This window comes from Aeribacillus sp. FSL K6-1305, from assembly GCF_038050115.1.
Lineage (GTDB): Bacteria > Bacillota > Bacilli > Bacillales > Aeribacillaceae > Aeribacillus > Aeribacillus composti.
In genome coordinates this window covers 301,157-323,619 of record NZ_JBBOQV010000001.1, presented here as the reverse complement: position 1 = coordinate 323,619, position 22,463 = coordinate 301,157, and the positions used below count along the sequence as shown (strand labels likewise).

Below are 22,463 nucleotides of genomic sequence, written 5' to 3'. Positions count from 1 at the left end.
ACAATCCTTTCTTTTAATATGCCAATCTATATAAATAATGGATTAAAAACTTAACGCCGCTTTCTAAATGAGCCGCTGCGGTATATTCCTTCGGCGAGTGGCTGATTCCGTTATGACTCGGGACAAAAAAAAGCGCAGTCGGACAATAGGTTCCGAACATTTGCGAATCATGTCCCGCTCCGCTAACCAAGATTTCATGAGACAGATTTTGCTCTTCTGCAATTTCTTTTGACAGTCTCAGCAATTGTTGATCCATTTTGACCGGCTTGACGTTCAGCCATTCATTTAACAAAATATCGACATTGTATTGTGCGCTCACATTTTTAAAATGACGTGAAAATGTTGAACAAAATTGCTCCAATAGTTCTTCTTCGTGATGACGGATATCGATCGTAAAAACGACTTCACCTGCAATCACATTCGGAACGTTAGGTTCAACCTTTATTTTGCCGACGGTCACTCTTAGTTGGTCGCACACCTGTTTGGCTTGTTTCATTAAATAGGTAATCAGTTCAGAGGCAATGGCCACCGCATCTTTCCGGCAGGACATCGGGGTTGTTCCTGCATGGTTGCTTTCACCGACAACCTTTACTTGATAGCGGCGCTGTCCAACAATGTCGCTGACAATGCCCAACGATTTTTTCTTTTTTTCTAACACAGAGCCCTGTTCGATGTGCAGCTCAATAAAGCATTGAATATCGTTTCGAAATGGCTGGCGAAATCTTTCCTGTCCAAAACCGCATTCATTCATTGCTTGCACAAACGAAATCCCTTTAGAATCAACAATTTTTTGTATATGTTTAAAAGAGCGCCTCCCCGTTACAGAGCCTGACCCCCAAAATGTAAGCGGAAACCGGCTGCCTTCCTCTTCACATAAGGATACGACCTCAATCGTTTTTTTTGGTGTTCCAAAACGCTTTAATAAATAATGAGTCGCCAACAAGCCGGCAATAATGCCGTATGCGCCGTCATATTTTCCTCCTTCAATAACCGTATCGATATGCGAACCAGTTAAGATTGTTTTGGAGGATGGAGATGATCCTTCTGCTCGGCCGAACAAGTTGCCGACGTCATCAAAATATGGAGCTAATCCGCATTCCTCCATTTTCTCCTTCAACGCTTCCTGCGCTGACAGCCATTGTTCGCTATATAACAGCCGGGTAACTCCGCCTTTTTCCGTTTTACCGAATGTTGCAAGCCATTCGATCAGCCTTTCAACTTCCTCTTCAAGCTGAATGGGCCCAAGTAAATGAACTGTCATATCTCTTCCCTCTTTTCTATTCAAAATGAGCAAATATCCTTGTTACATTTTGTTCCATAAAATGTGAATTTACTTTATTTTATCGTTATTCTTTTTCATATACATTGGCAATTTTGATATAAATTTCACCATCTTTTGTGCATGTTCACTAAAATTTGAAGACAAAGGGGCTGAAAAAATGAAAATTTCCGAAATATTAAAAATTCCCGTTATGAAAAATGCCAAGCTCATCGCCGGCCATAACGGAAAAGATCGAGAAGTTTTCAGCGTCAATATGATGGATGCACCGGATATCATCGATTTCCTTAAAGCGAATGAACTGCTTGTAACAACTGCCTTTCATTTAAAAGACAATCCGAATGATCTGCTCGCACTCATCAAAAATATGGCGGATCAGCAATGTGCAGGGTTGGCAATTAAAATGAAGCGATTTTTGGAAGAAATTCCGGAGGCTTGCCTGAAGTATGCAAATGAAAAAAATTTCCCAATTATTGAATTGCCGATTGAGGTTACGTTAGGGGAAGTTGTGAACCAGACATTAAGCTATATATTGGACAAACGGACAAACGAATTGCTCAATGCGATTGAAATCCATCAGCAATTTACAAACCATATTTTAAGAGGAAAAGGGCTCGTCTCATTACTGGAAAATTTGGCAAACTTGATCGGCTGTCCAATTTTACTGTTGGATCAGCACTTTCAAATGATTGCTTCTTCATCTTCCGTTACATCGAGTCTGCCGGAAATCGAGGAAATGTACACAGACGGATTTCGCTTTTTCTTACAGCCAAGCTCTTACACTTGTTTTTCCATTATTTCTAGTAAACGAACTGTTTCCGTTTTTCCCATTTACACTCATGAAAGCAACAGCGGATGTTTAATTGTTTTTGATGCCATTCCTTTTCACAGTCCTTCGCTTGTGTTGACGATTGAACAAGCGACAAATGTCATTTCATTTGAATTGATGAAAAAAAATGCTCTTAAACAACATAAACGAAAAGTTCAAAATGAATTTTTTATCAATTTTACAGATGGCGCCTTTCAATCAAAAGAAGAGATTGTCATTAAAGCAAAAGAATTTAAAATTCGCAATGATCAATCGTATTTTTGTGCAGCAGGAAAATTGGATGAAAGAAAAAAATCATTAACGTTTACACAATTCCATAAAGAAAATGAACGGATTTTTGAATTTATGGAAAAAGAAGCTGATGCGTTCCCAAATCCTGTTCATTTTTTTGTGAAGGGGAACGTAGGCATTTTGCTCTTCCCGATTCAAAAATCATGGCTGGAGCTTCATTCTTCCATCATGCCGTTTTTAAAGGAATTGCAAGCGAAAATTAGAAGCAGGTTCCAACGGACTGTCTCATTCGGCATCGGCAGTCTTTGCCAACAATTTTTAGATGTAAAAAAAGGCTATAAAGAAGCGTTGGAAGTGCTGGAAGAAGAACAGTATTCCGGAAATCAAGAATTCATTCAAATTCATAAGAAAAAAGATATTTATACGTTATTGAAAATGATTCCAAAAGAAGAGCTGATTGATTTTTACGAACAGATTTTGACAAACCTTTCAGACCCGGCAGACACTGAAAAACAGGCTCTGCTGCAAACGTTGTTTTTATTTTTGGAAAATCATTGTCAAATTTCTGAAACAGCCAAAAAGCTTTTCGTTCATCGCAATACGGTGATCTATCGATTAGAAAAATGCGAGGAGCTCATCGGAAAAAGCTTAAAGGATCCAGAAGCCACTATTAGCCTCCGCTTGGCATTCCGCATAAAAAATTTGCTTCAATTATAAAAAAATTGAGGCAAGAGCTTTAGTAAATGAAAATGTAATTTGTCTATAAAGTTTTAGATACATTAACTAAATTTTGCAAAAACGATTATGTAATTCAACCAATGACTTCACTACATCGTTCTTTTATTATGAAAAACAAATAACATCTAATGTTAGATTTTTTTACATAAGAGGAGGAGAGGTCACTTGACAAATAAAAATGGAGGAATTCATCTTTTTTCACTTGGTTTGCAGCATGTACTGGCGATGTATGCAGGCGCCATTGTTGTTCCTCTTGTTGTCGGAGGAGCGTTAAACCTTTCGACGCAGGAGCTGTCATATCTAGTTGCGATTGATTTATTGACATGCGGAATCGCCACCCTGCTGCAGGCGTTCAAAACAAAATATTTCGGCATTGGTTTACCTGCCATATTAGGTGCTTCATTTGTTGCTGTTACACCGATGATCGGGATCGGAAAAGAGTACGGCATCAATGCAATCTATGGATCGATCATTGCCGCAGGAATATTCATTATTCTTTTTGCTCCGCTCTTTGGCAAAATAACAAGATTATTGTTCCCGCCGGTCGTGACAGGTACAGTTGTCACCCTTATAGGGCTGTCCTTAATACCGGTCGGGATTAAAAACATGGCGGGCGGTGCAGGAAGTCCGAAATTTGGCGATCCGGAAAATTTGCTCCTTTCATTTGGGGTTTTTCTTTTGATTTTGTTTATGAATCGATTTTTCACAGGCTTTTTTCGGGCAATCTCTGTGCTTATCGGGATTATCGCGGGTACGATCGCCGCGGCTTTTATGGGAGAGGTTGATGTGAAAGAAGTAATGCAAGCTTCATGGATTCATTCTCCGAAATTTTTGTATTTCGGTCCACCTACTTTTGAGCTTGTGCCGATCTTAACAATGACATTAGTGGGCATTGTCATCATGATTGAATCGACTGGCGCTTTTTTAGCCCTAAGCAAAATTTGCGGAAAAGATCTTAGCGACCAAGATCTTGCGCGCGGATATCGTGCCGAAGGATTGGCTTTCATCATCGGCGGTTTTTTGAACGCTTTCCCGTACAACACGTTCGCTCAAAACGTCGGACTTGTGCAGCTGACAAATATAAAAACGAGAAGCGTTGCGATCGTTGCCGGCTTTATACTTGTCACCCTTGGATTTATTCCGAAAATTGCTGCTTTTGCTACGATGATCCCAACATCTGTATTAGGGGGAGCAATGGTGATCATGTTTGGCATGGTCGTTTCTTCAGGCATTAAAATGTTAAGCACTGTTGATTTTCAACAGCAAAGCAATTTGTTAGTAATTGCCTGCTCCATTTCCCTCGGATTGGGTTCCACAGTTGTTCCTGATTTGTTTGCACAGCTGCCGCCTATGCTGCGAATTCTTTTTAGTGATGGGATTATAACAGGCAGTCTTACAGCCATCTTTTTAAACTTATTTTTTCACCATTTCTCACTGAAAAAATCTTCTGCTGCCGAACAGTTAAAACCGACAACGATCAAATTTTAAAAACGAAAGGAGAAAGCCGAATGGACATAGAACAAGTTAACCAACTCAGTGCGGCTGAATTTATTGAGAAGCTAGGCGGGATATTTGAAGATTCAACATGGGTGGCAGAAAAAGCAGAAAAATTCCGCCCGTTTTCTTCCGTGCAATCGCTTTTTTCCAAAATGGCTGAGATCGTGGATCAAGCTGACGAACACGAAAAATTGGCGCTTATTCGCAATCACCCTGCTTTAGGCGCAAGAACAAAAATGACCCGATTTTCGCAAACAGAACAACAAAAAGCGGGGCTGCAAAAACTGACAGATGAAGAATTCGATCGATTGTTAAAATTAAACGAAACGTATATGGAAAAATTTCAATTCCCGTTTATTTTGGCTGTGCGCGGCAAAACAAAGCAGGAAATATTTGCATCGATTGAACAGCGAATCAAAAACAATGCGGAAGCAGAGATAGAGCAAGCAATAGCAGAAATTAAAAAAATTGCCTATTTTCGACTGAAGGATATAGTGAAAGAAGAGAGAAACCTATGCTGACACGTACATTCCATTTTGATAGAACAAATTGACTTTCGTTATTTTTGATCTTTTGCACAGTACGAAGCCATATTCTTTTTAAGCGCCATAAATGGCGGTACAACTGAATCTGCTGAGAAATAATAACCAAAGAAATTACACGCTTGTTAAATAGTGAAAGAAAGCCGTGATTCAAATGCCATGCCCCGTCAGACAAGCGCTTCCAAAGTAACAAAACGGGCTTCCAAAATGAAAAACGAGGCAAATAAAAAGGTCAATAAGGAGATGGAATATGAAAGGATTAACAACACATATTTTAGATTTAACTCACGGTACGCCTGCACAAAACGTCAAAATCGAGCTATTTTCTGTTACAGATCAAAACGAAACGGAAAAACAGCTGCTCAAAACCGCATTCACAAACGAAAACGGTCGGGTTGACGAACCGCTCATCACTGAGCAGCAATTAACACCGGGAACTTATGAACTTCTGTTTTACATTGGAGATTATTTTAAAAACAAAGGTTTATCCTTGAAGGAGCCGCTGTTTCTTAATCACGTCGTCGTCCGCTTCGGCATTTCTGATGCAAATGCCCATTATCATGTTCCATTGCTTATTTCACCGTGGGGGTATCAAGTGTATCGGGGAAGTTAATCGGATACAAATACTTTCTTCAACAACGTCATGAAAAAACGGGGCCTTCCAAAAGTCAGCGTTACTGACTTTTGGGAGGCTCCCTTTATTTAAAAAAGCAAAAAAAATCGTCCCTTCTAGTAAAAGAAAGTTGCCTCACAATATTTCAGAAAGGACGATTTTATGAGCAACAATTGGAAGCTGGAGCGAAACAAAAGAAAAACAATCAAAACAGATAAAGATGAGAACCAAACCTAGAGGAAGCCGCTAAGAAATTAGAAGAAAAAGTGGAAAAGTTATCAGAAGAAATCGAAAAGGAAACAGATACAAACATACATAAGGACAAGCAACATAAGCGCAGTCAATGAAAGAAATTTGTGAAGCAAATTCGAGAAGATTTTATCCTACGGCAGGTTAAATACAAGGAACAAAAAGAAATCTTTGGCAACCGTAACAGCTATTCTAAAACGGATAAAGACGCAACCTTCATGCGCATGAAAGAAGACCATATGAAAAACGTGAAAAAACGGAACTCATCAATATATATTCAAATTTACTATTTACGTTCATCTCCTCTATAAAATACATCAGGCTATCAGCAAACAGGCTTACGCCCATAATAATGCGGTTCGCTACTTTTATTTTACATTCAACAAACACTTTGGATATGAGGATAAATTTTTTAATATTGTAAAAAGACTAGTAAATGTGTTAATATTTTAAAAAATCAGAAATAAGTAGGATTTTAAAATGCTTAAGAAAATAGGTTTATGTAATTGCATTTTTATTTTCCCTAAATTTAGTAGAATTTGCTGCAGAAAACGATGCAAATGTTAATGAAGAAAGTCTTACACAAGAAGAATTAAACTATCTGTAAATGAAGTTGGCAACACTCAAGAAGAAGCTGATGCTCTGCCCATTGAAGTTGCTAGACAATTAATTGAAGAGGAAGCTAAAGTTATAGATTCTGGATCAGAAATTATTACTATATATGAACCAAAAGATGTTAAACCAGGACAAATTAGTACTATGGGAACTATTGCTTCTTCAACTTTAAAATTAGGTGGAACAGTATATAAAGTAACTAGTGATCGTTCAAAAGAAGATAAATTTTATATATATGGTAACTTTCAATGGTTAAAAACACCTTCTTTTCATTTAGTTGATAAAATGACTATTGGTTTCCCTTCAAATTCAGGATTATATCTACCAACTAGCGGAGGAACAGTAAAACAGCACCAACATAGATATTCTCAAGATCCTCAAGGAAATGGACGTTCGATTGATTATTCAATTAAGTATTCTCCGAGTAATTGGGAGCCAAGTGCTGGTGTGGCTGGCTCATATGATTTAAAACCTTCTACTAGTCATACAAAACACAAAGGGTACATTGGTCAATATGTATATGTTCCTAAATCAAAAAATGCTAAAAACGGAATATGGTCATCAAAGAATTGCTGGAACACCTAGTATATCAATTTATCCAGCAGGTTTATCAATCACGTCAACTCCAAAAACAGATACAAAATCATACGCATTAACTTTATCTTATTAATCTAGTTGGAGTGGTAAATCTATGATACAAACGATTGCCAACTTTATTCTTATTCTAGTTGTATCGGTCATTTTATTTTATATACTTAATTATGATACTTCTTTAGATAGTGAATTAATACTATCTCTTTTAATTATCATTTCTCTACAAACATCATTGATATTAGCTATTTTATTAAAAAGAAAATAACTTTCTTAAAGGGATTGTCCAAAAGTTGAACTGTCCCCTGTCAAGCAGACAATGGAAATCATAAAATTGCTTTAAACGGCTTGAGCTCTAAATTCTAATGGGCTTAAGCCGTTTAATTTTTCTTGATAGCGTTTGTTATTATAAAACTCTTAATCGCTTGTTGTAACGCTTTAAACGTTTCATATCGCTTCAGATCATACCTTTCACACGTTCAGGTTGCCCAAAAAGATTCCATTGGGTCGTTTTCCATGCAGCGTCCCACTCTTGACATACTATGTGTTCGCTTTGCTTCGATTATTCGCTTCTCAAGCCCATGAGATGTACTATAAATCAAAAGTTGTTTATGTTCTTTTAAACTTGTGATAGATTAAGTCCTGAATGTTGTGTAAAAAAAGCAGCGGTTTGATTTGCCAGGAATCTAGGGCAGGGTTGGACTTGACCCTTGCGATAGCGTGATCAACTGTTTGAAACACAAGTTGATGATTGTTCGAATGCCCTAATACATAACTATACAGATCTAGAATTGCACTCAAATACGCTTTTTTACCGTTTCCTTTCTTGAATTCCGTGACATCCGTCAGCCATTTTTCATTTGGCTTACTTGCTGTAAATTTGCGATTTAATACATTCTCAGCCACATGCACCGCTGATGATGAAACGTAACGGTTCTTTTTACAACGAATCACAGATTGAATACCGTCTGTTTTCATCAGGCATATATTCGTTTATGAGCCACTTATTTTCGATGTATGACGAATTTCATTCGGCGATAGCCATAAATTTTTAACGCTGCAGACAAGGAAACAAGCCGAAAAACGCTAAAATCTATAATTTCTTTCAACTGATCATGTTAAAAAAAATCGCCGAACTGCTCCGCCTTCTTAACATTTGCTGTCTAAGCGAGAAGTTTCTTTTTCAGCAAGCTTTTGAACTGCTCTAATAATACCGGAGTAGCCTGTGCATCGGCAAAGATTTCCTGATAAACCGTCAACTATTTGCTGACTAGTTGGATTCGGATATTGATCCAAAATCGCTTTGACAGCCATAATCATTCCTGGGGTGCAATATCCGCATTGGAAACCTCCCTCTTCCAAAAACGCCTGCTGAATCGGATGAAGCCCTTTTTCCGCAAGTCCTTCAATTGTAACAATTTCTTTTTCATTTGCTTGATAAGCTCTAACTAAACAGGCATTCACTAGCCTGCCGTTCATGATGACAGAGCAGGCGCCGCAGCGGCCAATTCCGCAGGAAATCTTTGTGCCAGTCAGATGCAGCTGCTCTCTTAAAATGTCAACTAGCCGAGCGGCCGGATGAATCTCAAGCTCTTTCTTTTTGCCATTCACAAAAATCGACATGCGCATTCGTTCTTCAGACGGTAATTTTATGCTTGCGCTCATTTGCTTGTCAGCCATTTGCTCATCTCCGTTTCCATCATCTTATTGACGATTTCTTCCCTTGATACCGGCAGCCTATTCACCCAGATGCCAGTCGCATCATAAATGGCCATTGCGATGGCAGGGGCAACAGCAACCGTGCCAATTTCCCCGACGCCTCTTGGCCCATATTCATCCTCTTCGCACAACTCCTCGATTGCGGTGATGTCAATCGAAAGGGGGACATCTTTTATCGTCGGAATTAAATACGTATCAAAATTTTCCGTTACATATGTTCCGTTTTCTATCAGCGCTTCTTCCGATAATGTATAGCCTAACGCCATCACGGATCCGCCTTCAATTTGTCCCAAATATCCTTGCGGAAAAATAACAGGACCAGCGGCAACGGCTTGCTCTAAATGTTTTACACGAACAAATCCAGTTGCCAGATCCACTTCCACCTTAACGGCACAAGCTGCAAACGAATATAAAAAATGTCCGCCTGGTATGGAGCAAGGGGTTGCAGGAAAGTCAAATCGAGTTTCAATGATCAGCGGCTTGTCTATCGTTTGTTTTGCCAGTTCTTTGTATGAAATCAGCAGCTCATCTTGGTGCCAAACACCTTTTTCGCCTATTTTTAATTGACTGACGGGCACATCCGTACATTGCGAGGCTCTTTCCAACAAGTTGTTTTGAAACGGAGCTTTCATCCGTTGAATGGCTTGCCAAACCATGCTCGTACCCCTTGAAGCAGTTGATGAGCCTGAACGCGGGACTTTGTCCGTATCGCCGATGACAATGTGTAAATCCTCTCGGGAGCAGCCTATTGCTTGAATGGCAATTTGTTCAATCACTGCGAGCAAGCCTTGGCCAAATTCTTCAAACCCAAAAGCAATTTCGATTTTTCCTTCCTCGTTCAATGAAATTCTCCCGCCAGCCGGATCTAAACGTCCATAGCCCAGCCCTCCGCCGTGCATGGTGATTGCCACCCCCACGCCTGTCTTAATCAAGCCGTTATGATCTTGTTTTCGGCGGCTGTTTAATAGTTTCGATTGGCTGATCTGTTTTAAAACTTGTTGAGCGCCGTCAGTTGGGGCGATTTTTTGCCCGACAGGCCCGGGATCATGTGCCTTGCGCAGATTTTTTTGTCTGAGTTCAAGCGGACTCATTCCAAGCGTGACCGCCAAGCGATCGATTTGCCCTTCCAATGCGAAGGTTACTTGGTTTCCACCAAAGCCTCTAAATTCACCGGCAACGCCGTTATTCGTAAAAACCGAATAGCCTTCAACTTGAATATTCGGGATCATGTATGGGCCTGCTGCATGTTCAACCGCAAAATCCAATACTGCGGGGCCTAACGTTGCATATGCGCCGGTATCCGCTATAATTCGCACTTGATGGGCGATGATTTTGCCGTTTTTTTTCGCACCTGTTTTCATTTTAATTTTCATCGGATGCCTTTTGATACCTGACCGCACCGATTCCCTTCTCGTTTGATGAATTTTTACAGGAAATCCCGTTTTCAGCGCCAATAAGGCTCCGTACGGCTGGATGTTTAATTCGTCTTTTCCGCCAAAAGAGCCGCCAAGCGGGCTTGAGACGACGCGGATGTCTTCTTCCGGCATATTTAAAATGCGGGCTAATTGATATCGGTCTTTATATCCATGCTGAGTGCCGGCATACACCGTCAAAGTGCCGTCTTTTTCCGGAACAAACACCCCGCCCTCTGTTTCCATGTACGCATGCATTTGCCTTGGAAGTTGATACGTTTCCTCTACAATACAGTCGCATGATTGAAATGCTTCTTCCACATTGCCGCTTTGATAAGATGCTTGGTGTAGGATATTCCCGTTCGGATGGAGCTGCGGAGAAGAAGGGAGCATAGCCTGTTCCGGATCATCAACAACCGGCAGCGGCTCATATTCCACTTCGATCAGCTGAAGCGCCGCTTCGGCGATTTCCTCTGTTTCCGCAGCAACAGCCGCGACAGCATCGCCGACAAAACGAACTTTATCTTTGCATAAAACAGGCTGATCAGGAAAGATTAAGCCAAACCCGTTTAAACCTGGAACATCCTTGCTAGTAATGACAGCCCGAACTCCCGGCAATTCCTCCGCTTTTTCCGTTGAGATCGAAACGATATTGGCATGCGGATATTCGCTTCGCAAAATTTTTGCAAACAGCATATTCGGAAACGAAAGATCTGTTAAAAACTTTAAATGTCCAGTTACTTTTTCTACTCCGTCAGGTCTGATGCACACTTGTTTCAATCTCAATCCCTTCCCTTCTTCATAATCCAAATTGAAAAAGCTCGTATCTGAATATATTAATCTTTCTCCTCTAATTTTTTTAATTCTGCTATGACTATGTTGGCGGCGACCCGCCTGCGGTAATCCGCTGAAAAAAATGCATCGCCGGCAGGTTGAAATTCAGAAAAGACCGCCTCATGCACCTTTTTTAGCAAAGCGGACTCAACCTTGCGTCCGGCCAGCAATTGCTCCGTTATTCTTAATCGCCTTGGACGATTCTCGCCTCCGCCTGCTGCCAACCGCGCAAAGTCAATTGTTCCGTTGTCATTTTGGCCGATTATCCCTGCAATGGTGACGACAGAGCCTGAAAACGCCTCTCTCCTCCCAATTTTTTGATAAAAATGGACATATGATGGCGGAGCTGAAATTTCCGGCACCACTATTTCCGTTATAAGATCATCCTTGAATTCTTCATTCAACCAATGGTCTAAATCGATTTTTTTTATGTCGTCCCCATCAAAACAACCGATTTTCGCTTCCATCACTAACAGGGCGGGGATGGCATCACCAATTGTTGAGGCGACGTTTCCGCCAATCGTTCCAAGATTGCGCACGGCTGGTGCAGCAATGGTCTTGACAGCTTTGGTCAATAAAGGCCATTTCGCTTTTATAATGGGATAGCGGAGGCAGTCAGCCAATCGGATAAGCGCCCCCAAGTGAAGAAAGTTTTGGCCGCCATCTTCTTTTTCATATATCGCTTCTAAAATTTTTATGTTCTCAAGGCTGATTAAATGAGATGGCTGCGGTGCTCCTTTTTCCCATTTTGTTTGCCATAATGTTCCGCCGGCTATAAAGTGTGATTCTAATTGCAATAGCTGCCGCAATCGCCATGCTTCTCTTAAATCTGTTGGCATCCATATTTTTGAGGACAATGTTTTCAACTTCATCCCCCTTCCTTTGATAGTAAAATAACGTGCTTTTGCAACCATATTGCGATAGGAAACGGAAATGCCTTGTGGACGTCCGCATTTGACCGATTGTGCACCATTATCGCCTGTCCGCTTCCTTAAATAGGGATAACAAAATCGGCGGACTCGGCAAGCGATCCAGCTTGGCAGCATCCTCATCAAACAACTTATTGCTGCGTATCAAGTTTCGTATTGAAAAATGAGATCGTTGATGATTTCCAGTTGAATAAACGGCTGTTTTGTGCAATTGCACCGCTTGCTCTGCTATCGACTTTTCCAAGCCGCCTTTAAAAGAACTCTAAAAAGGGGCTTGACAAGTTTAGATACCGCGTCGGTACATAACCATCGGTTCGTCTATTGGTCAAGTGACTTTGGCATTCCGATTAGCGCCTGGTTTTTTGTGAAATGTGATTGCGGCTTCATTATGCACGCACCTTCTGAGGAGATCGAAGCTTTGTCAATTGAATTAATTCTGCTAAAATGCTGATCGCGATTTCTTCAGGGCCTTCTGCCCCAATAGACAAGCCGACAGGTGAATGAACGTTTCGGGGAATTTCCTGATCTCCCAGCAAGCGTTTTGTCCGTTCTTTTGAACCGATGACCCCGATATATCGCAGGTTTTGCTGCAACAACAGCTTTAAAAGCTCTTGATCCTGTTGAAATTGGTGAGTCAGCAGCACAACAAAATCGCGGGGGGAAAAAGATATTTTCGTTGCCGCTTCCCGCGGGAAAGCGATGATAAGCTGATCGGCATCAGGAAAACGCCATCTATTGCACAACGCTTCTCTCCAATCACTAACGATAACCGAAAAACCGGTCCGCGAAGCGAAATGCGACAGTGGTACAGCATCCGAACCGGCACCGAAAATAATCAATCTCGGTTTAGGCTCAAATCGCTGAACATATACATATGAGGACAGTTCATTGACCCAAACTAATCCGCTTTTCTCTTGCGCAGCTATGGCATCGATTTGTTTCGGCACCGCACCAGCCCATTCCCCGAACGTTTCCGTGTCTTCTGTAAAAAATAAATAATTGCTTACGGAAAAATTTTTGCCGAGTTGTTTTAGGATGAAAACGTCCTTGCCGTTTTGAAGCAAATCATGCAGCCGGGATAAATGCTTTCGCAAACGGTCATCGATGCACTCCAACAGGATGCGTATGACGCCGTTGCAGCCGGCGCCTTTTCCCCACGACAAGTCATCTTCGCTTTTCAAGTCATATACGATACATTGCGACTCGCCCTCAAGCAAAAGCTTCGCCCTTTCTTGCAGGTCATTTTCAAGGCAACCGCCGCTTATTACGCCGATTGTTTCCCCATCCTCCTGAATCAGCATTGCTGCTCCTTCTTTTCGGTAAGAGGAGCCTTCCACATCAATAATAGTGGCAAGCACAGCTTTTTTTGGCTCAGTTGTTGCAATCTTTAAAATTTCATGGATATAGTCCATAACAATTCCCCTCTTATGAAAGAAAAGTAATGAGAATGATTGTTTTGTTCAAACGCAATCATCAACTGTTTCTTTCTCTTTGCATACACAATGCGTTGGCAATATACGCCACGTTTCTCCCCAGGCGACCGGCCATTTTTAATTCTTCATCAGACGGCTTTCGCGAACCATCAGGGCCGGCTAAAACTGTTGGTCCATACGGAGTTCCGCCAATGGGGGCGTCCGTTAAATATTCCGGATTTTGAGTATAAGGTAATCCGATAATGATCATTCCGAAATGGAGAAGCGGTACGATGGATGTTAAGATGGCCGCTTCATGCCCGGAATGAATGGAACCAGCGCTTGTAAAGATGCCCGCGGGCTTTCCCTCCAGTACGCCTTCCACACAAAGGTCGCCGATAGTTTCTAAAAAATATTTAACTTGGGACGGCATCGATCCAAAATACGTCGGAAATCCCCATATCACTCCATCTGCCCAGTGGAAATCTTCTATTTCCGCTGTTTTAAATATTTTCTGCTTTTCGCTTTCACGCTCATAATTTTCTTTTCTCTTTCCAATTTGAAATGTTGCGGAAATTCCTTTTTTATCAATCATCAACGGATTTTCTCTAATAGCCGGAATTAAACGATCAGTAAATTCGGGAATTTTTACACATCGTACATCTGTTTTCTCAATCGCCTTTGCTCCTTCGCAAACTGATTGCGCCATTTGTCTTATATGTCCGAAAGCACTATAAAAAACAACTAAAATATTTGCCATAAAGCTTTCTGCTCCTAACCTTTTAAAATTACAAATAAAAACCGATTTGAATATTTCTATATCAGTATTGGGACAGAATCAAAGCCTTTTAAATTACATATAAAAAACGGTTTCCATCGGATTGGTGTGAAGCAAAACTCTGCCCTTCTTTATCACATAGCGGCAATGGGGCTGAAGGCGAATCAAATCTATAGCATGATCAACCGGGAACGTAATGATATTTGCTTCATTTCCTACCTTTATTCCGTAATCGTTAATTTGCAGAGCTTTGGCTCCGTTTATCGATATCATGTTAATCAATTCCTCCAATTCCTTCATTCCCGTTAAATGACCTGCATGAGCAGCCATATGTGCAGCCTGCAATATATTCCCGTTACCTAACGGATAAAACGGGGTCATGATATCGTCATGGGCGATGCAAACATTGATATTTTTTTGCAGCATCTCTTTTATTCTCGTAATCCCTCGCCCTTTAGGATAGGAATCATATCTTCCTTGCATTGCCGTGTTGATCAGAGGACAAGCTACAATATGAATTTTGGAACTCGCAATCAAATCTAATAATTTGGCAGCATAATTATCCGGATAATAGGCCATTGCACACGCATGACTTGCAGTCACTTTGTCTTCCAGTCCTGATGAAATCGCCAATGATGCAACTGTTTCAATAAACCTCGATTGCGGATCATCGATTTCGTCACAAAAGAAATGAAGAAATAGGCCGTATTTTTCAGCCAAAGAAAAGCAGAATTGAATGGATTCGATCCCTTCCTCCCTCGTTCTTTCCAAGTGAGGAACAGCACTGACCCCGTCAGCGCCCAGCTTGATTGCTTCAAGCATCCGTTCCTGATTTTCCGGACAAGAGAGTAAACCATTTTGAGGAAAAGCAATGATTTGCAAATGGATGATGTCCTGCAAGTCTGATTTCAGCTTCAGCAATGTTTTTAAAGCAACGAGGCGTTCATCGGAAATATCCGCGATCGCTCTTACATATAAAACACCGAATTTCATCAATTGATTCAGCGCCTTCCTGGCTCGCTCGTAGACATCTTCCATCGTCAAAGTTTGCTTCCGTTCGTTCCATAATAAAATTCCTTCTAATATCGAGCCGCTTTGATTCCAGCTCGGCTCTCCGGCAGTAAATGCCGTATCAAGATGAATATGTGTTTCGACAAATGGCGGCATGGCTAAATCTCCACAGCCGTCTATCACTGCTTTTCCTTGCAGGGGATAAGGGGAAATTTCAGCAATGATCCCGTTTTGAATCCCGATAAAATGATGCCTTTCTTGATTGGGCAGTCTGATATTTTCTAATACAAGGTCATACATATTGTAAATTCCTTTCAAATTTTACATATTGGCTTTCCGTCTCGTGCTGATACATCAACAACTGGCGATCGTTCCAATGTTCAGCTTTTTTAGATTGATAGAGCAGTTTTCCGTTTCGGAACACATATCTTTCAACAGGCAGATTCGTAAAGATGTCTTCTACTGATCTAGCTTTTAATAGAACGAAGCTTGCCTTCGCTCCGCATCTTACACCGTAATTATTTAAATTTAATAATTTGGCCGGATATTCGGTAATCATCCGAATAATTTGTTTTAGGCCTTCACCGCTTCCTAAATGGGCAACATATGCAGTTAGCAAACCGATTTGCAGCAAATCCGCCTTCCCGAATGGATGAAATGGATCATGAACATTATCGGAAGCAGTTGCAAGCGTCGCCCCGCTTTGCAAAATTTCATGAATTCTTGTGACGCCGCGGCGGACAATCCCTTGATCAAATCGACCTTGCAAGTACATATTGGCACCCGGCAGCGTCACCGCTCCAATTTGTGCCGCCGCCATCCGTTTAATTAAAGAAAGAGCTTTTTCTTGTTCCATTGGTGCCAAAGAGCAAAGGTGGCCGGCTACAACGCGATTGTGATATTGCCGCTCCATTGTTTTTTGGATAATATAATCCAGTGTGCATACGTTCGGATCATCACTTTCATCTACATGCAAATCAATCGGTTTGTCGTACTTTTCCGCCAATGAAAATAAACCGTCAATTTGCTTCTCAGGGTTTTCAGCTAAATGAGGAGCTCCGCCAATTCCATCAGCCCCCATTTTGATCGCTTGTTCAATCCATTCCAGCTCTCGTTTCGAATCGTCGTCAGGCAGTAAAAACATTGGAATGACTTGAATCGTAATGTATTGTTTTAATTTTTCTTTTACGTTTAAAACAGCTGTCAACGCCCGGAACACGACGTCTTCCCCTAAAGGCAATTCAAAATTGACATGTGTGCGAATGGCTGTTGTACCATGGCTTAGTGCATTCAGTGCAGTTTTCATCGCCCGATACTCAATTTCTTCCACCGTGAAATGGGGAGATTGCTTCCGGTAATTTATTACTGCTTCTTGAAGCGTCCCGCTTGCGTTCGGAACTTTCCTGAGAGAATAGGCTTTATCTAAATGCATATGAGCATCAACAAAGCCGGGCAGCAACACATATCCTTGACAATCAATGAATGAATCGGAGGATGAGTTAAGGGCCTCTAAAGTTTTAAAGTCTTCGCGCTGAAGATAAGAAGGCTGCTTTGTGATTTTTTCATATCGATCATCGTTAATGATGATTTCAAAGAGAGAACCAGGATCTTCAAGCGGCAGACAAACATTCAGCAAATGCAGTTGACTCATAGCTTTCTCCCCTTTTTGCCCAACTTGCTCCGAGGCGCATTTTTAATTTTTCGCCAAAAACTCGTTTGTGTAGGCATTGGCGATATCTTCTTTCTTTTTAATTAAACCTAGTTCATAGAGTTGATTTTGCAAGGTGTTCCACCGTTCTTGAGACATATAGCCGAAGCCGTGGTCTTTCGCATCGTGCCCGAAAATTAAGTTCAGCTGCTGTTCAGCCCCATATTCGAGCGCCTCCATTGATAAATCAGGATTATATTCATGTATAAATGGATTTACTTCATCCGAATGATCTTTATAATACTCCCACCCTTTCGTTGTCGCTTCCATAAACCGTTTGACGAGTTCAGGTTTTTCTTTGACCATTTTTTCGGTTGTAAATATTACATTGCCATAAGGCTGGTAGCCGGAATCGTGAATCAGTAAATATTTCGTTTCGATTCCTTGCTGCTTTAAAGCGAAAGGCTCCGCCGTAATGTAGCATTGGGTAACTGACTCTTTATTCTCTATAAATGGAGTCAACTGTCCGCTATATGCCATTTCTTTCGCATTGTCGAGCTGATAAGCCTTTTTTATATATGCCCAGTACCCTGTTCCAGGTGCCGTGTACACCGTTCGCCCATTCAAATCGGAAAAATCTTTAATATTTTGATCAGCCTGGTACAACAACGCCTGCGGATTCACTTGAAAAATGGCTCCGATCGCCACAATGGGTATTCCTTTATCGCGAGCTAATAAAATATCGTCAGCTTGAGTGATTCCAAAATCGGCTTCCCCAGATGCCACTATTTGAATGGGGGAAACTTGCGGCCCGCCTGGCTCTATTGTCATATCAATGCCTGCTTCTTTATAAAAGCCTTTCATCAAAGCTGCATAGTTGCCTCCATGTTCCGGTTCGGCAAACCAGTTCGTGACTTGCTTCACTTTTTCCAATTTTTCTGAGTCCTCTTTGACTTCTTCGTTATTAGTTGAAGCTGATTGGCTGCCGCATCCAGCTAAAAGAACGAGTAGAAATAAAATGAAGATTTTTGTATATCCCTTCCCTTTTGCCTGCATACGAATCCTCCTACCATTTTTGATATTTTTCTAGTTACATTTCTGCTTCATGCCAAGAACCTAGTGCCGATAATAAGAACTTTTTTCGGTATATTTCAGCCGTTTCAATTCATTTTCCCATCGTTACACTTGTGCATAAGAGGTGACGTCCGCTATTTTTCCTGGATTCAGCAAATGAAACGGATCATTTTTTTGCTTGATTTTTATGATTTCATCCATTCGTAAACTCCAACCGCCGAATCCCAACAAATAAGTATGCGGATCATGCACTTTAGCTCCTATATTCAGGAAAAATTGTATGATTTCATACAGCCGTTTCTCGCTTGTAAAGCGAACGACCGGCAAGGCCGTTGGAATAATTGCTCCGTTTCTTTTTATAAATTCAAAATGAAGAAGAACTTCTTCACCAAATTCCTTTTTTAACAAATGGACTTGATGATAAAGGTGTTGAATATCAAACTCAACTTGCAAGTAAGTAATATTGTCTTCATTTTTGCAGGCCCACAGCGTGGAGTGGTTCCAAGTAAAATCCGAAAGGCGGACCCCTTTTCGATACTGCTTGGCAGGAATGGTATGTGCCAATATTCCTTTATGTTCGGCAACGAGTTCGACAAATTCACTTTTTGCTTTTTCATCGACCTCAATCATCGTTAACGTTTTTTCAGGCAAAATATATTGTTTTAAAGGAGCGAAATGCTTTGTCAAAGCTCCTTCACATACTGATAAGAGCCTTTTTTTCATAGTTTCTATGCCCGAAAATTGATGGGCGAAATTTATCGCTTCATCTAAATGGTCATGAAAAACCATTGCTTGCATCCAATCTGTTTTCTCCTCGATCGGCAATTGCAGCTCTGTCATGACACCTAAAGTTCCGTAATTGTGAATATATTGCTCGAGTTTATCGCCTGAAACAACAATTTTTCTCGGCTTTTCCTCAATTGTGTAAACCGAAGCGCTGTGCACATTGCCATCCCACAAATTGCCCCATGTAATGGAGCCGATTCCTCCCGATCCTCCCGCCACAAAACCGCCAATCGTTGCTTGAATATATGTGCTCGGCATAATTCGCAGCTCTTTTCCGTTTCGCTCTAATATCCGTTCAAGCTTGCCGATTCTTATTCCCGCTTGTACCGTTACAGCGTTTTCGCCGATTTCAAGTACTTGATGAAACCTCGTCATGTCGATCACAATACCGCCTTGAAGAGGTACGGCCTGACCATAATTTCCTGTTCCAGCACCTCTGACCGTAATCGGAATTTTTCTTTTTACGGCGAATGATATTAACGAAACTAATTCCTCTTCTGACTCCGGAAAGGCGATGCAATCGGCCAGTTTATCCTTTAGCTTTTGTGTGAGAATGGGTGAATACCAATAATAATCTTTAGAAAATTTTCCTCTTGAAGCTGCATCGAACAGAACTTTTTCCTTCCCTAAAAGCTGCTGTATTTCTTTTTTCCAAGCCATACTTCCACACCTCCAAAGTTTTCTTTTTGTTTGAAACAATTGATCATCCTTTCTATGTCAAAGGACTGTACTGCTTTTCGGTAGAAATGTTGATGAGATCATCCATTTCGAATTCCGCCATTTCCCGCAAAACAACCGCCAGCTTTTCACCCAAACGGTTGGCGATGATTTCTCCCGTTTCTTTTGAAGCTTTTTTTGCATTTCCTAAAACCCCGGATTTCGAAATATCTTCCATCCTCCAAGCAACATAATGGCTGCCTTTTAATTGAAGATGCTTTGCGCTTTCCGGAAACTGGATGAACTCATCGGGACAAAGCTCTTTTTTCACCCAATCGGTTTTGAAGGAAAGAATGAAGGATGTTTCGATTTCTCCCCCGTGGATTCCGTATGCAGCCTCTTTTTCCTCAATGAGATCCTCTGAGACATTGAAGTCATAGCTGTTCAACCGGAAAGTCATCAAACCTGTTTCAATGCGGATATCGCGGGCAACGGAATTGAGTAAATCATGGTTTCCTCCATGTGAATTAAATAAGACGAATTTTCTAAATCCACTTTTTTTCAGACTTGCGGCAATATCCTTGATCATTGCCTCTAAAGTGCTCCCAGATAATGAGATGGTTCCTGCATATCCGAGATGTTCGATGCTTTTGCTGTACGCAATTGGAGGCAAAATCCAAATATTATCTTCTTCTTTTAAATGTTTGCAAGCTGAATGCAAAATCCCCTCCGCTATTAAAGAATCAGTAAATACCGGTAAATGAGGCCCATGTTGTTCAACTGCGCCAACCGGCAAAATGATTAAAGCATTTTGCTTTGGCAATTCAGCAATTTCCTTACTCGTTAGTCTTGCAAAAAATTTCTGTTCAAATGCTTCTCCCCGGTAGCGAAATTCCATGCCGTTTCCCCTCCGAACAAATGATTACTTTTGTGAAAAAAGAAAAGCCGCAGGAAAAGAAAAACAATAAGTTTTTTCTTTCCTACGGCTTGTTTCCATCCCGTAAACAGGATCAAAACAATACCGAATGATCTATGGATAGCCTAAAGGACGGAAAACGTCCTTCAAGCTAACTCATTTTTTTTAAGAATAATTGTCATGCATGCTGAGCCAGTGGAAGGATCATAATCTTTTAAAACCGAAAAAACGTTAAGTCCGACAATTGTTTCCATTTTATATTTAAATCGCTTTTTAAATTCATCAATTAATAACGAATCTGCCCACATCGTCAAAGCCCCATCTACTTTTTCAAGAATTTGCAAAGCAGGATCCCGTTTATGCAACCCGAAAATTAAAATTTTTTCATCCGTTACTTCAACTCGCAGTTGAATCACACCTGTTTGAAAAATTTCTTTATTTACTTCGTTGTAAATTCTCGCAATATCTTTTTTTAATGATTGCCTCTGTTCTGTCAAAAGGCTTTTGTCTTTCAAAAAACCACCTCTTTTCTTAAAAATGATTTTACAATTTTTCAAAATGTTTGATTATTTCTTTGTTAACTTTTTTTCCACATTTTTTTATTTTTGTCATAAATTCTTACATTTTTATTGAATTTACCTGCATACATTCTTAGAATGAATTTCAATACTTATAGCAAGGAGAAAGGAATATGAAGAGCCTGTTGATCAAAAACGCACAAATTATTACGATGAATCATGCGGATGAAATTTTCACGGGAGATATTTTCATAGAAAATGGCATCATAAGCAACATAGGGAAAAATCTTGCATGCGACGCCGATCAAATCATCAATGCAGAAAATCGGACCGTCATTCCGGGCTTCATTCAAACCCATGTTCACTTATGCCAGACACTTTTCCGCTCACGGGCGGATGACTTAGAATTGTTAGATTGGCTGAAAAAACGAATTTGGCCATTGGAAGCAGCACATGATGAGGAATCGATCTATTATTCCGCATTGCTCGGCATTGGAGAATTGATTGAAAGCGGGACCACAACGATTGTCGATATGGAAACCGTTCACCATACAGAAGCAGCGTTTCAAGCGATTGCAGGAAGCGGAATCAGAGCTTTATCAGGCAAGGTGATGATGGATCGTGGCGACGATGTGCCAATGGAGCTTCGCGAAAAAACAACTGATTCTCTCCAAGAAAGCGTTGATTTGCTTGAAAAATGGCATATGTTTGCAAACGGAAGAATTCAATATGCCTTTTCTCCCCGATTTGTCCTTTCATGTACAGAAGAACTGTTAAAAGAAGTTCAACGGCTTTCTGAAATATATCAAGTAAAAGTTCATACTCATGCAGCGGAAAATCAGGAAGAAATCAGGCTGGTTGAACAGCAGACAGGGATGCGAAATATCGAATATCTTGACTATCTTGGACTTGCCAATAAACGATTGATTTTGGCGCACTGCATCTGGCTGGATGAAAAAGAAAAGAAAATCATTAAAGACAGAGGAGTAAATGTTAGCCATTGCCCCGGGTCTAATCTAAAATTAGCTTCAGGAATTGCGGATATTCCCGGGCTGATGGAAATGGGAGTTTCGTTAAGCTTAGGCGCAGACGGAGCGCCTTGCAACAATAATTTAAATATGTTTCAGGAAATGAAGCTTGCAGCCCTCATCCAAAAGCCGAAGCACGGCCCTTCCGCAATGAAAGCAAAAGAGGTATTTAAAATGGCGACCATCGGCGGGGCAAAAGCGGTCGGATTGGAAAAAGAGATTGGCAGTATTGAAATCGGCAAAAAAGCAGATTTAGTGATTCTAAATTTACATCATTTTCATACTTTCCCTTCCTTTGAAGCTGATCCGATTTCGCGGATCGTTTATTCTGCTTCAAGGGATAATGTAGAAACAACCATTATAAATGGGGAGATTGTAATGGAAAACAAAAAAATAAAAACACTCGACAAGGAAATTGTTTTAAGAGAAGCAGACCGCTCGATCAAAAGAATGCTCAAAAAAGAAAAAGCAGTTTTCCACTGAAATCCGAAAAAGGGGGTGTCTAATAAGTCGTTTTTACGGATTATTGACGCCCCCATTAATGTGTTAGAAACGTT

20 protein-coding genes and 1 pseudogene are annotated in these 22,463 nt (G+C 40.8%); 6 read left to right on the top strand and 15 right to left on the bottom strand.

Annotated elements, in window-relative coordinates; translation table 11 throughout:
- Window positions 1-13: 13 nt before the first annotated feature.
- On the bottom strand, window positions 14-1,261 hold the full coding sequence (allC, locus tag NST97_RS01470) for an allantoate deiminase (protein WP_066249038.1): 1,248 nt from the start codon (window positions 1,259-1,261) through the stop codon (window positions 14-16).
- A gap of 178 nt (window positions 1,262-1,439) precedes the next feature.
- Here allC and NST97_RS01465 point away from each other — a divergent pair, with 178 nt between their 5' ends.
- From NST97_RS01465 to NST97_RS01445, 5 genes are all read left to right on the top strand, one after another.
- Window positions 1,440-3,056, top strand: a complete 1,617-nt coding sequence (locus tag NST97_RS01465) for a PucR family transcriptional regulator (RefSeq protein ID WP_094245587.1) — start codon at window positions 1,440-1,442, stop codon at window positions 3,054-3,056.
- A gap of 186 nt (window positions 3,057-3,242) precedes the next feature.
- Entirely contained in the window at window positions 3,243-4,565 is a 1,323-nt protein-coding gene (locus tag NST97_RS01460; RefSeq protein WP_341342819.1) for a nucleobase:cation symporter-2 family protein, read from the top strand.
- A 20-nt stretch (window positions 4,566-4,585) separates the two neighbouring features.
- Window positions 4,586-5,095 carry a 2-oxo-4-hydroxy-4-carboxy-5-ureidoimidazoline decarboxylase gene (gene uraD, locus NST97_RS01455; RefSeq protein WP_094245586.1) on the top strand — a complete coding sequence of 170 codons (510 nt, stop codon included), beginning with the start codon at window positions 4,586-4,588 and terminating at the stop codon, window positions 5,093-5,095.
- A gap of 271 nt (window positions 5,096-5,366) precedes the next feature.
- Window positions 5,367-5,729, top strand: a complete 363-nt coding sequence (gene uraH, locus NST97_RS01450; protein WP_094245585.1) for a hydroxyisourate hydrolase — start codon at window positions 5,367-5,369, stop codon at window positions 5,727-5,729.
- A gap of 1,008 nt (window positions 5,730-6,737) precedes the next feature.
- Entirely contained in the window at window positions 6,738-7,178 is a 441-nt protein-coding gene (locus NST97_RS01445; protein ID WP_117016829.1) for a hypothetical protein, read from the top strand.
- A gap of 345 nt (window positions 7,179-7,523) precedes the next feature.
- Here NST97_RS01445 and NST97_RS19160 read toward each other — a convergent pair.
- The 14 genes and pseudogenes from NST97_RS19160 to NST97_RS01380 all read right to left on the bottom strand — a co-directional run.
- A pseudogene (locus NST97_RS19160) lies at window positions 7,524-7,595 on the bottom strand (IS3 family transposase); the annotation flags it as partial.
- A gap of 198 nt (window positions 7,596-7,793) precedes the next feature.
- Window positions 7,794-8,162, bottom strand: coding sequence for a hypothetical protein (locus tag NST97_RS01440; RefSeq protein WP_339211675.1), 369 nt, complete (start codon window positions 8,160-8,162; stop codon window positions 7,794-7,796).
- Window positions 8,163-8,333: 171 nt separating this feature from the next.
- Window positions 8,334-8,864, bottom strand: a complete 531-nt coding sequence (locus NST97_RS01435) for a (2Fe-2S)-binding protein (protein ID WP_082829479.1) — start codon at window positions 8,862-8,864, stop codon at window positions 8,334-8,336.
- On the bottom strand, window positions 8,846-11,101 hold the full coding sequence (pucD, locus tag NST97_RS01430) for a xanthine dehydrogenase subunit D (protein WP_341342818.1): 2,256 nt from the start codon (window positions 11,099-11,101) through the stop codon (window positions 8,846-8,848). The genes NST97_RS01435 and pucD overlap by 19 nt, the downstream gene beginning before the upstream one ends.
- Window positions 11,102-11,151: 50 nt before the next feature.
- Window positions 11,152-12,021 (bottom strand): FAD binding domain-containing protein, encoded by an 870-nt coding sequence (locus NST97_RS01425; protein WP_340881279.1) that lies wholly within the window; start codon window positions 12,019-12,021, stop codon window positions 11,152-11,154.
- 100 nt (window positions 12,022-12,121) lie between these two features.
- Window positions 12,122-12,322: a hypothetical protein gene (locus tag NST97_RS01420; RefSeq protein WP_341342817.1), complete on the bottom strand. Its 201-nt coding sequence runs from the start codon at window positions 12,320-12,322 to the stop codon at window positions 12,122-12,124.
- Between the two features lie 142 nt (window positions 12,323-12,464).
- Complete coding sequence (locus tag NST97_RS01415; RefSeq protein WP_340881277.1) at window positions 12,465-13,490, bottom strand: XdhC family protein; 1,026 nt, start codon at window positions 13,488-13,490, stop codon at window positions 12,465-12,467.
- Window positions 13,491-13,551: 61 nt separating this feature from the next.
- Window positions 13,552-14,250, bottom strand: a complete 699-nt coding sequence (gene wrbA, locus NST97_RS01410; protein WP_063386893.1) for an NAD(P)H:quinone oxidoreductase — start codon at window positions 14,248-14,250, stop codon at window positions 13,552-13,554.
- A 93-nt stretch (window positions 14,251-14,343) separates the two neighbouring features.
- Complete coding sequence (locus tag NST97_RS01405) at window positions 14,344-15,579, bottom strand: amidohydrolase family protein (protein WP_066248770.1); 1,236 nt, start codon at window positions 15,577-15,579, stop codon at window positions 14,344-14,346.
- A complete protein-coding gene (locus NST97_RS01400) occupies window positions 15,572-16,930 on the bottom strand; it encodes an amidohydrolase family protein (protein WP_340733541.1) in 1,359 nt (452 codons plus the stop codon). The genes NST97_RS01405 and NST97_RS01400 overlap by 8 nt, the downstream gene beginning before the upstream one ends.
- Window positions 16,931-16,972: 42 nt before the next feature.
- A complete protein-coding gene (locus NST97_RS01395; RefSeq protein WP_327848060.1) occupies window positions 16,973-17,983 on the bottom strand; it encodes an ABC transporter substrate-binding protein in 1,011 nt (336 codons plus the stop codon).
- A gap of 123 nt (window positions 17,984-18,106) precedes the next feature.
- Window positions 18,107-19,447: an FAD-binding oxidoreductase gene (locus NST97_RS01390; protein ID WP_339211318.1), complete on the bottom strand. Its 1,341-nt coding sequence runs from the start codon at window positions 19,445-19,447 to the stop codon at window positions 18,107-18,109.
- A gap of 52 nt (window positions 19,448-19,499) precedes the next feature.
- A complete protein-coding gene (locus NST97_RS01385) occupies window positions 19,500-20,342 on the bottom strand; it encodes a creatininase family protein (protein WP_144597859.1) in 843 nt (280 codons plus the stop codon).
- A gap of 164 nt (window positions 20,343-20,506) precedes the next feature.
- The gene (locus NST97_RS01380; RefSeq protein ID WP_063386888.1) at window positions 20,507-20,875 is read right to left on the bottom strand and encodes a Na-translocating system protein MpsC family protein; all 369 of its coding nucleotides are present in this window, start codon (window positions 20,873-20,875) and stop codon (window positions 20,507-20,509) included.
- A gap of 176 nt (window positions 20,876-21,051) precedes the next feature.
- Between NST97_RS01380 and NST97_RS01375 the strand changes: the two genes are divergently transcribed.
- Entirely contained in the window at window positions 21,052-22,389 is a 1,338-nt protein-coding gene (locus NST97_RS01375) for a 5'-deoxyadenosine deaminase (protein ID WP_339199658.1), read from the top strand.
- The last annotated feature ends 74 nt before the right edge of the window (window positions 22,390-22,463 follow it).

Bases quoted from the DNA above. Each gene is read 5' to 3' on its own strand.
- NST97_RS01440 (WP_339211675.1), bottom strand. From the start codon at position 8,162: ATGAAAACAGACGGTATTCAATCTGTGATTCGTTGTAAAAAGAACCGT.
- NST97_RS01405 (WP_066248770.1), bottom strand. From the start codon at position 15,579: ATGTATGACCTTGTATTAGAAAATATCAGACTGCCCAATCAAGAAAGG.
- NST97_RS01400 (WP_340733541.1), bottom strand. From the start codon at position 16,930: ATGAGTCAACTGCATTTGCTGAATGTTTGTCTGCCGCTTGAAGATCCT.
- NST97_RS01375 (WP_339199658.1), top strand. From the start codon at position 21,052: ATGAAGAGCCTGTTGATCAAAAACGCACAAATTATTACGATGAATCAT.
- uraD (WP_094245586.1), top strand. From the start codon at position 4,586: ATGGACATAGAACAAGTTAACCAACTCAGTGCGGCTGAATTTATTGAG.
- NST97_RS01395 (WP_327848060.1), bottom strand. From the start codon at position 17,983: ATGCAGGCAAAAGGGAAGGGATATACAAAAATCTTCATTTTATTTCTA.
- NST97_RS01390 (WP_339211318.1), bottom strand. From the start codon at position 19,447: ATGGCTTGGAAAAAAGAAATACAGCAGCTTTTAGGGAAGGAAAAAGTT.
- NST97_RS01385 (WP_144597859.1), bottom strand. From the start codon at position 20,342: ATGGAATTTCGCTACCGGGGAGAAGCATTTGAACAGAAATTTTTTGCA.
- NST97_RS01445 (WP_117016829.1), top strand. From the start codon at position 6,738: ATGGGAACTATTGCTTCTTCAACTTTAAAATTAGGTGGAACAGTATAT.
- wrbA (WP_063386893.1), bottom strand. From the start codon at position 14,250: ATGGCAAATATTTTAGTTGTTTTTTATAGTGCTTTCGGACATATAAGA.
- uraH (WP_094245585.1), top strand. From the start codon at position 5,367: ATGAAAGGATTAACAACACATATTTTAGATTTAACTCACGGTACGCCT.
- NST97_RS01415 (WP_340881277.1), bottom strand. From the start codon at position 13,490: ATGGACTATATCCATGAAATTTTAAAGATTGCAACAACTGAGCCAAAA.
- NST97_RS01425 (WP_340881279.1), bottom strand. From the start codon at position 12,021: ATGAAGTTGAAAACATTGTCCTCAAAAATATGGATGCCAACAGATTTA.
- allC (WP_066249038.1), bottom strand. From the start codon at position 1,261: ATGACAGTTCATTTACTTGGGCCCATTCAGCTTGAAGAGGAAGTTGAA.
- NST97_RS01435 (WP_082829479.1), bottom strand. From the start codon at position 8,864: ATGGCTGACAAGCAAATGAGCGCAAGCATAAAATTACCGTCTGAAGAA.
- NST97_RS01465 (WP_094245587.1), top strand. From the start codon at position 1,440: ATGAAAATTTCCGAAATATTAAAAATTCCCGTTATGAAAAATGCCAAG.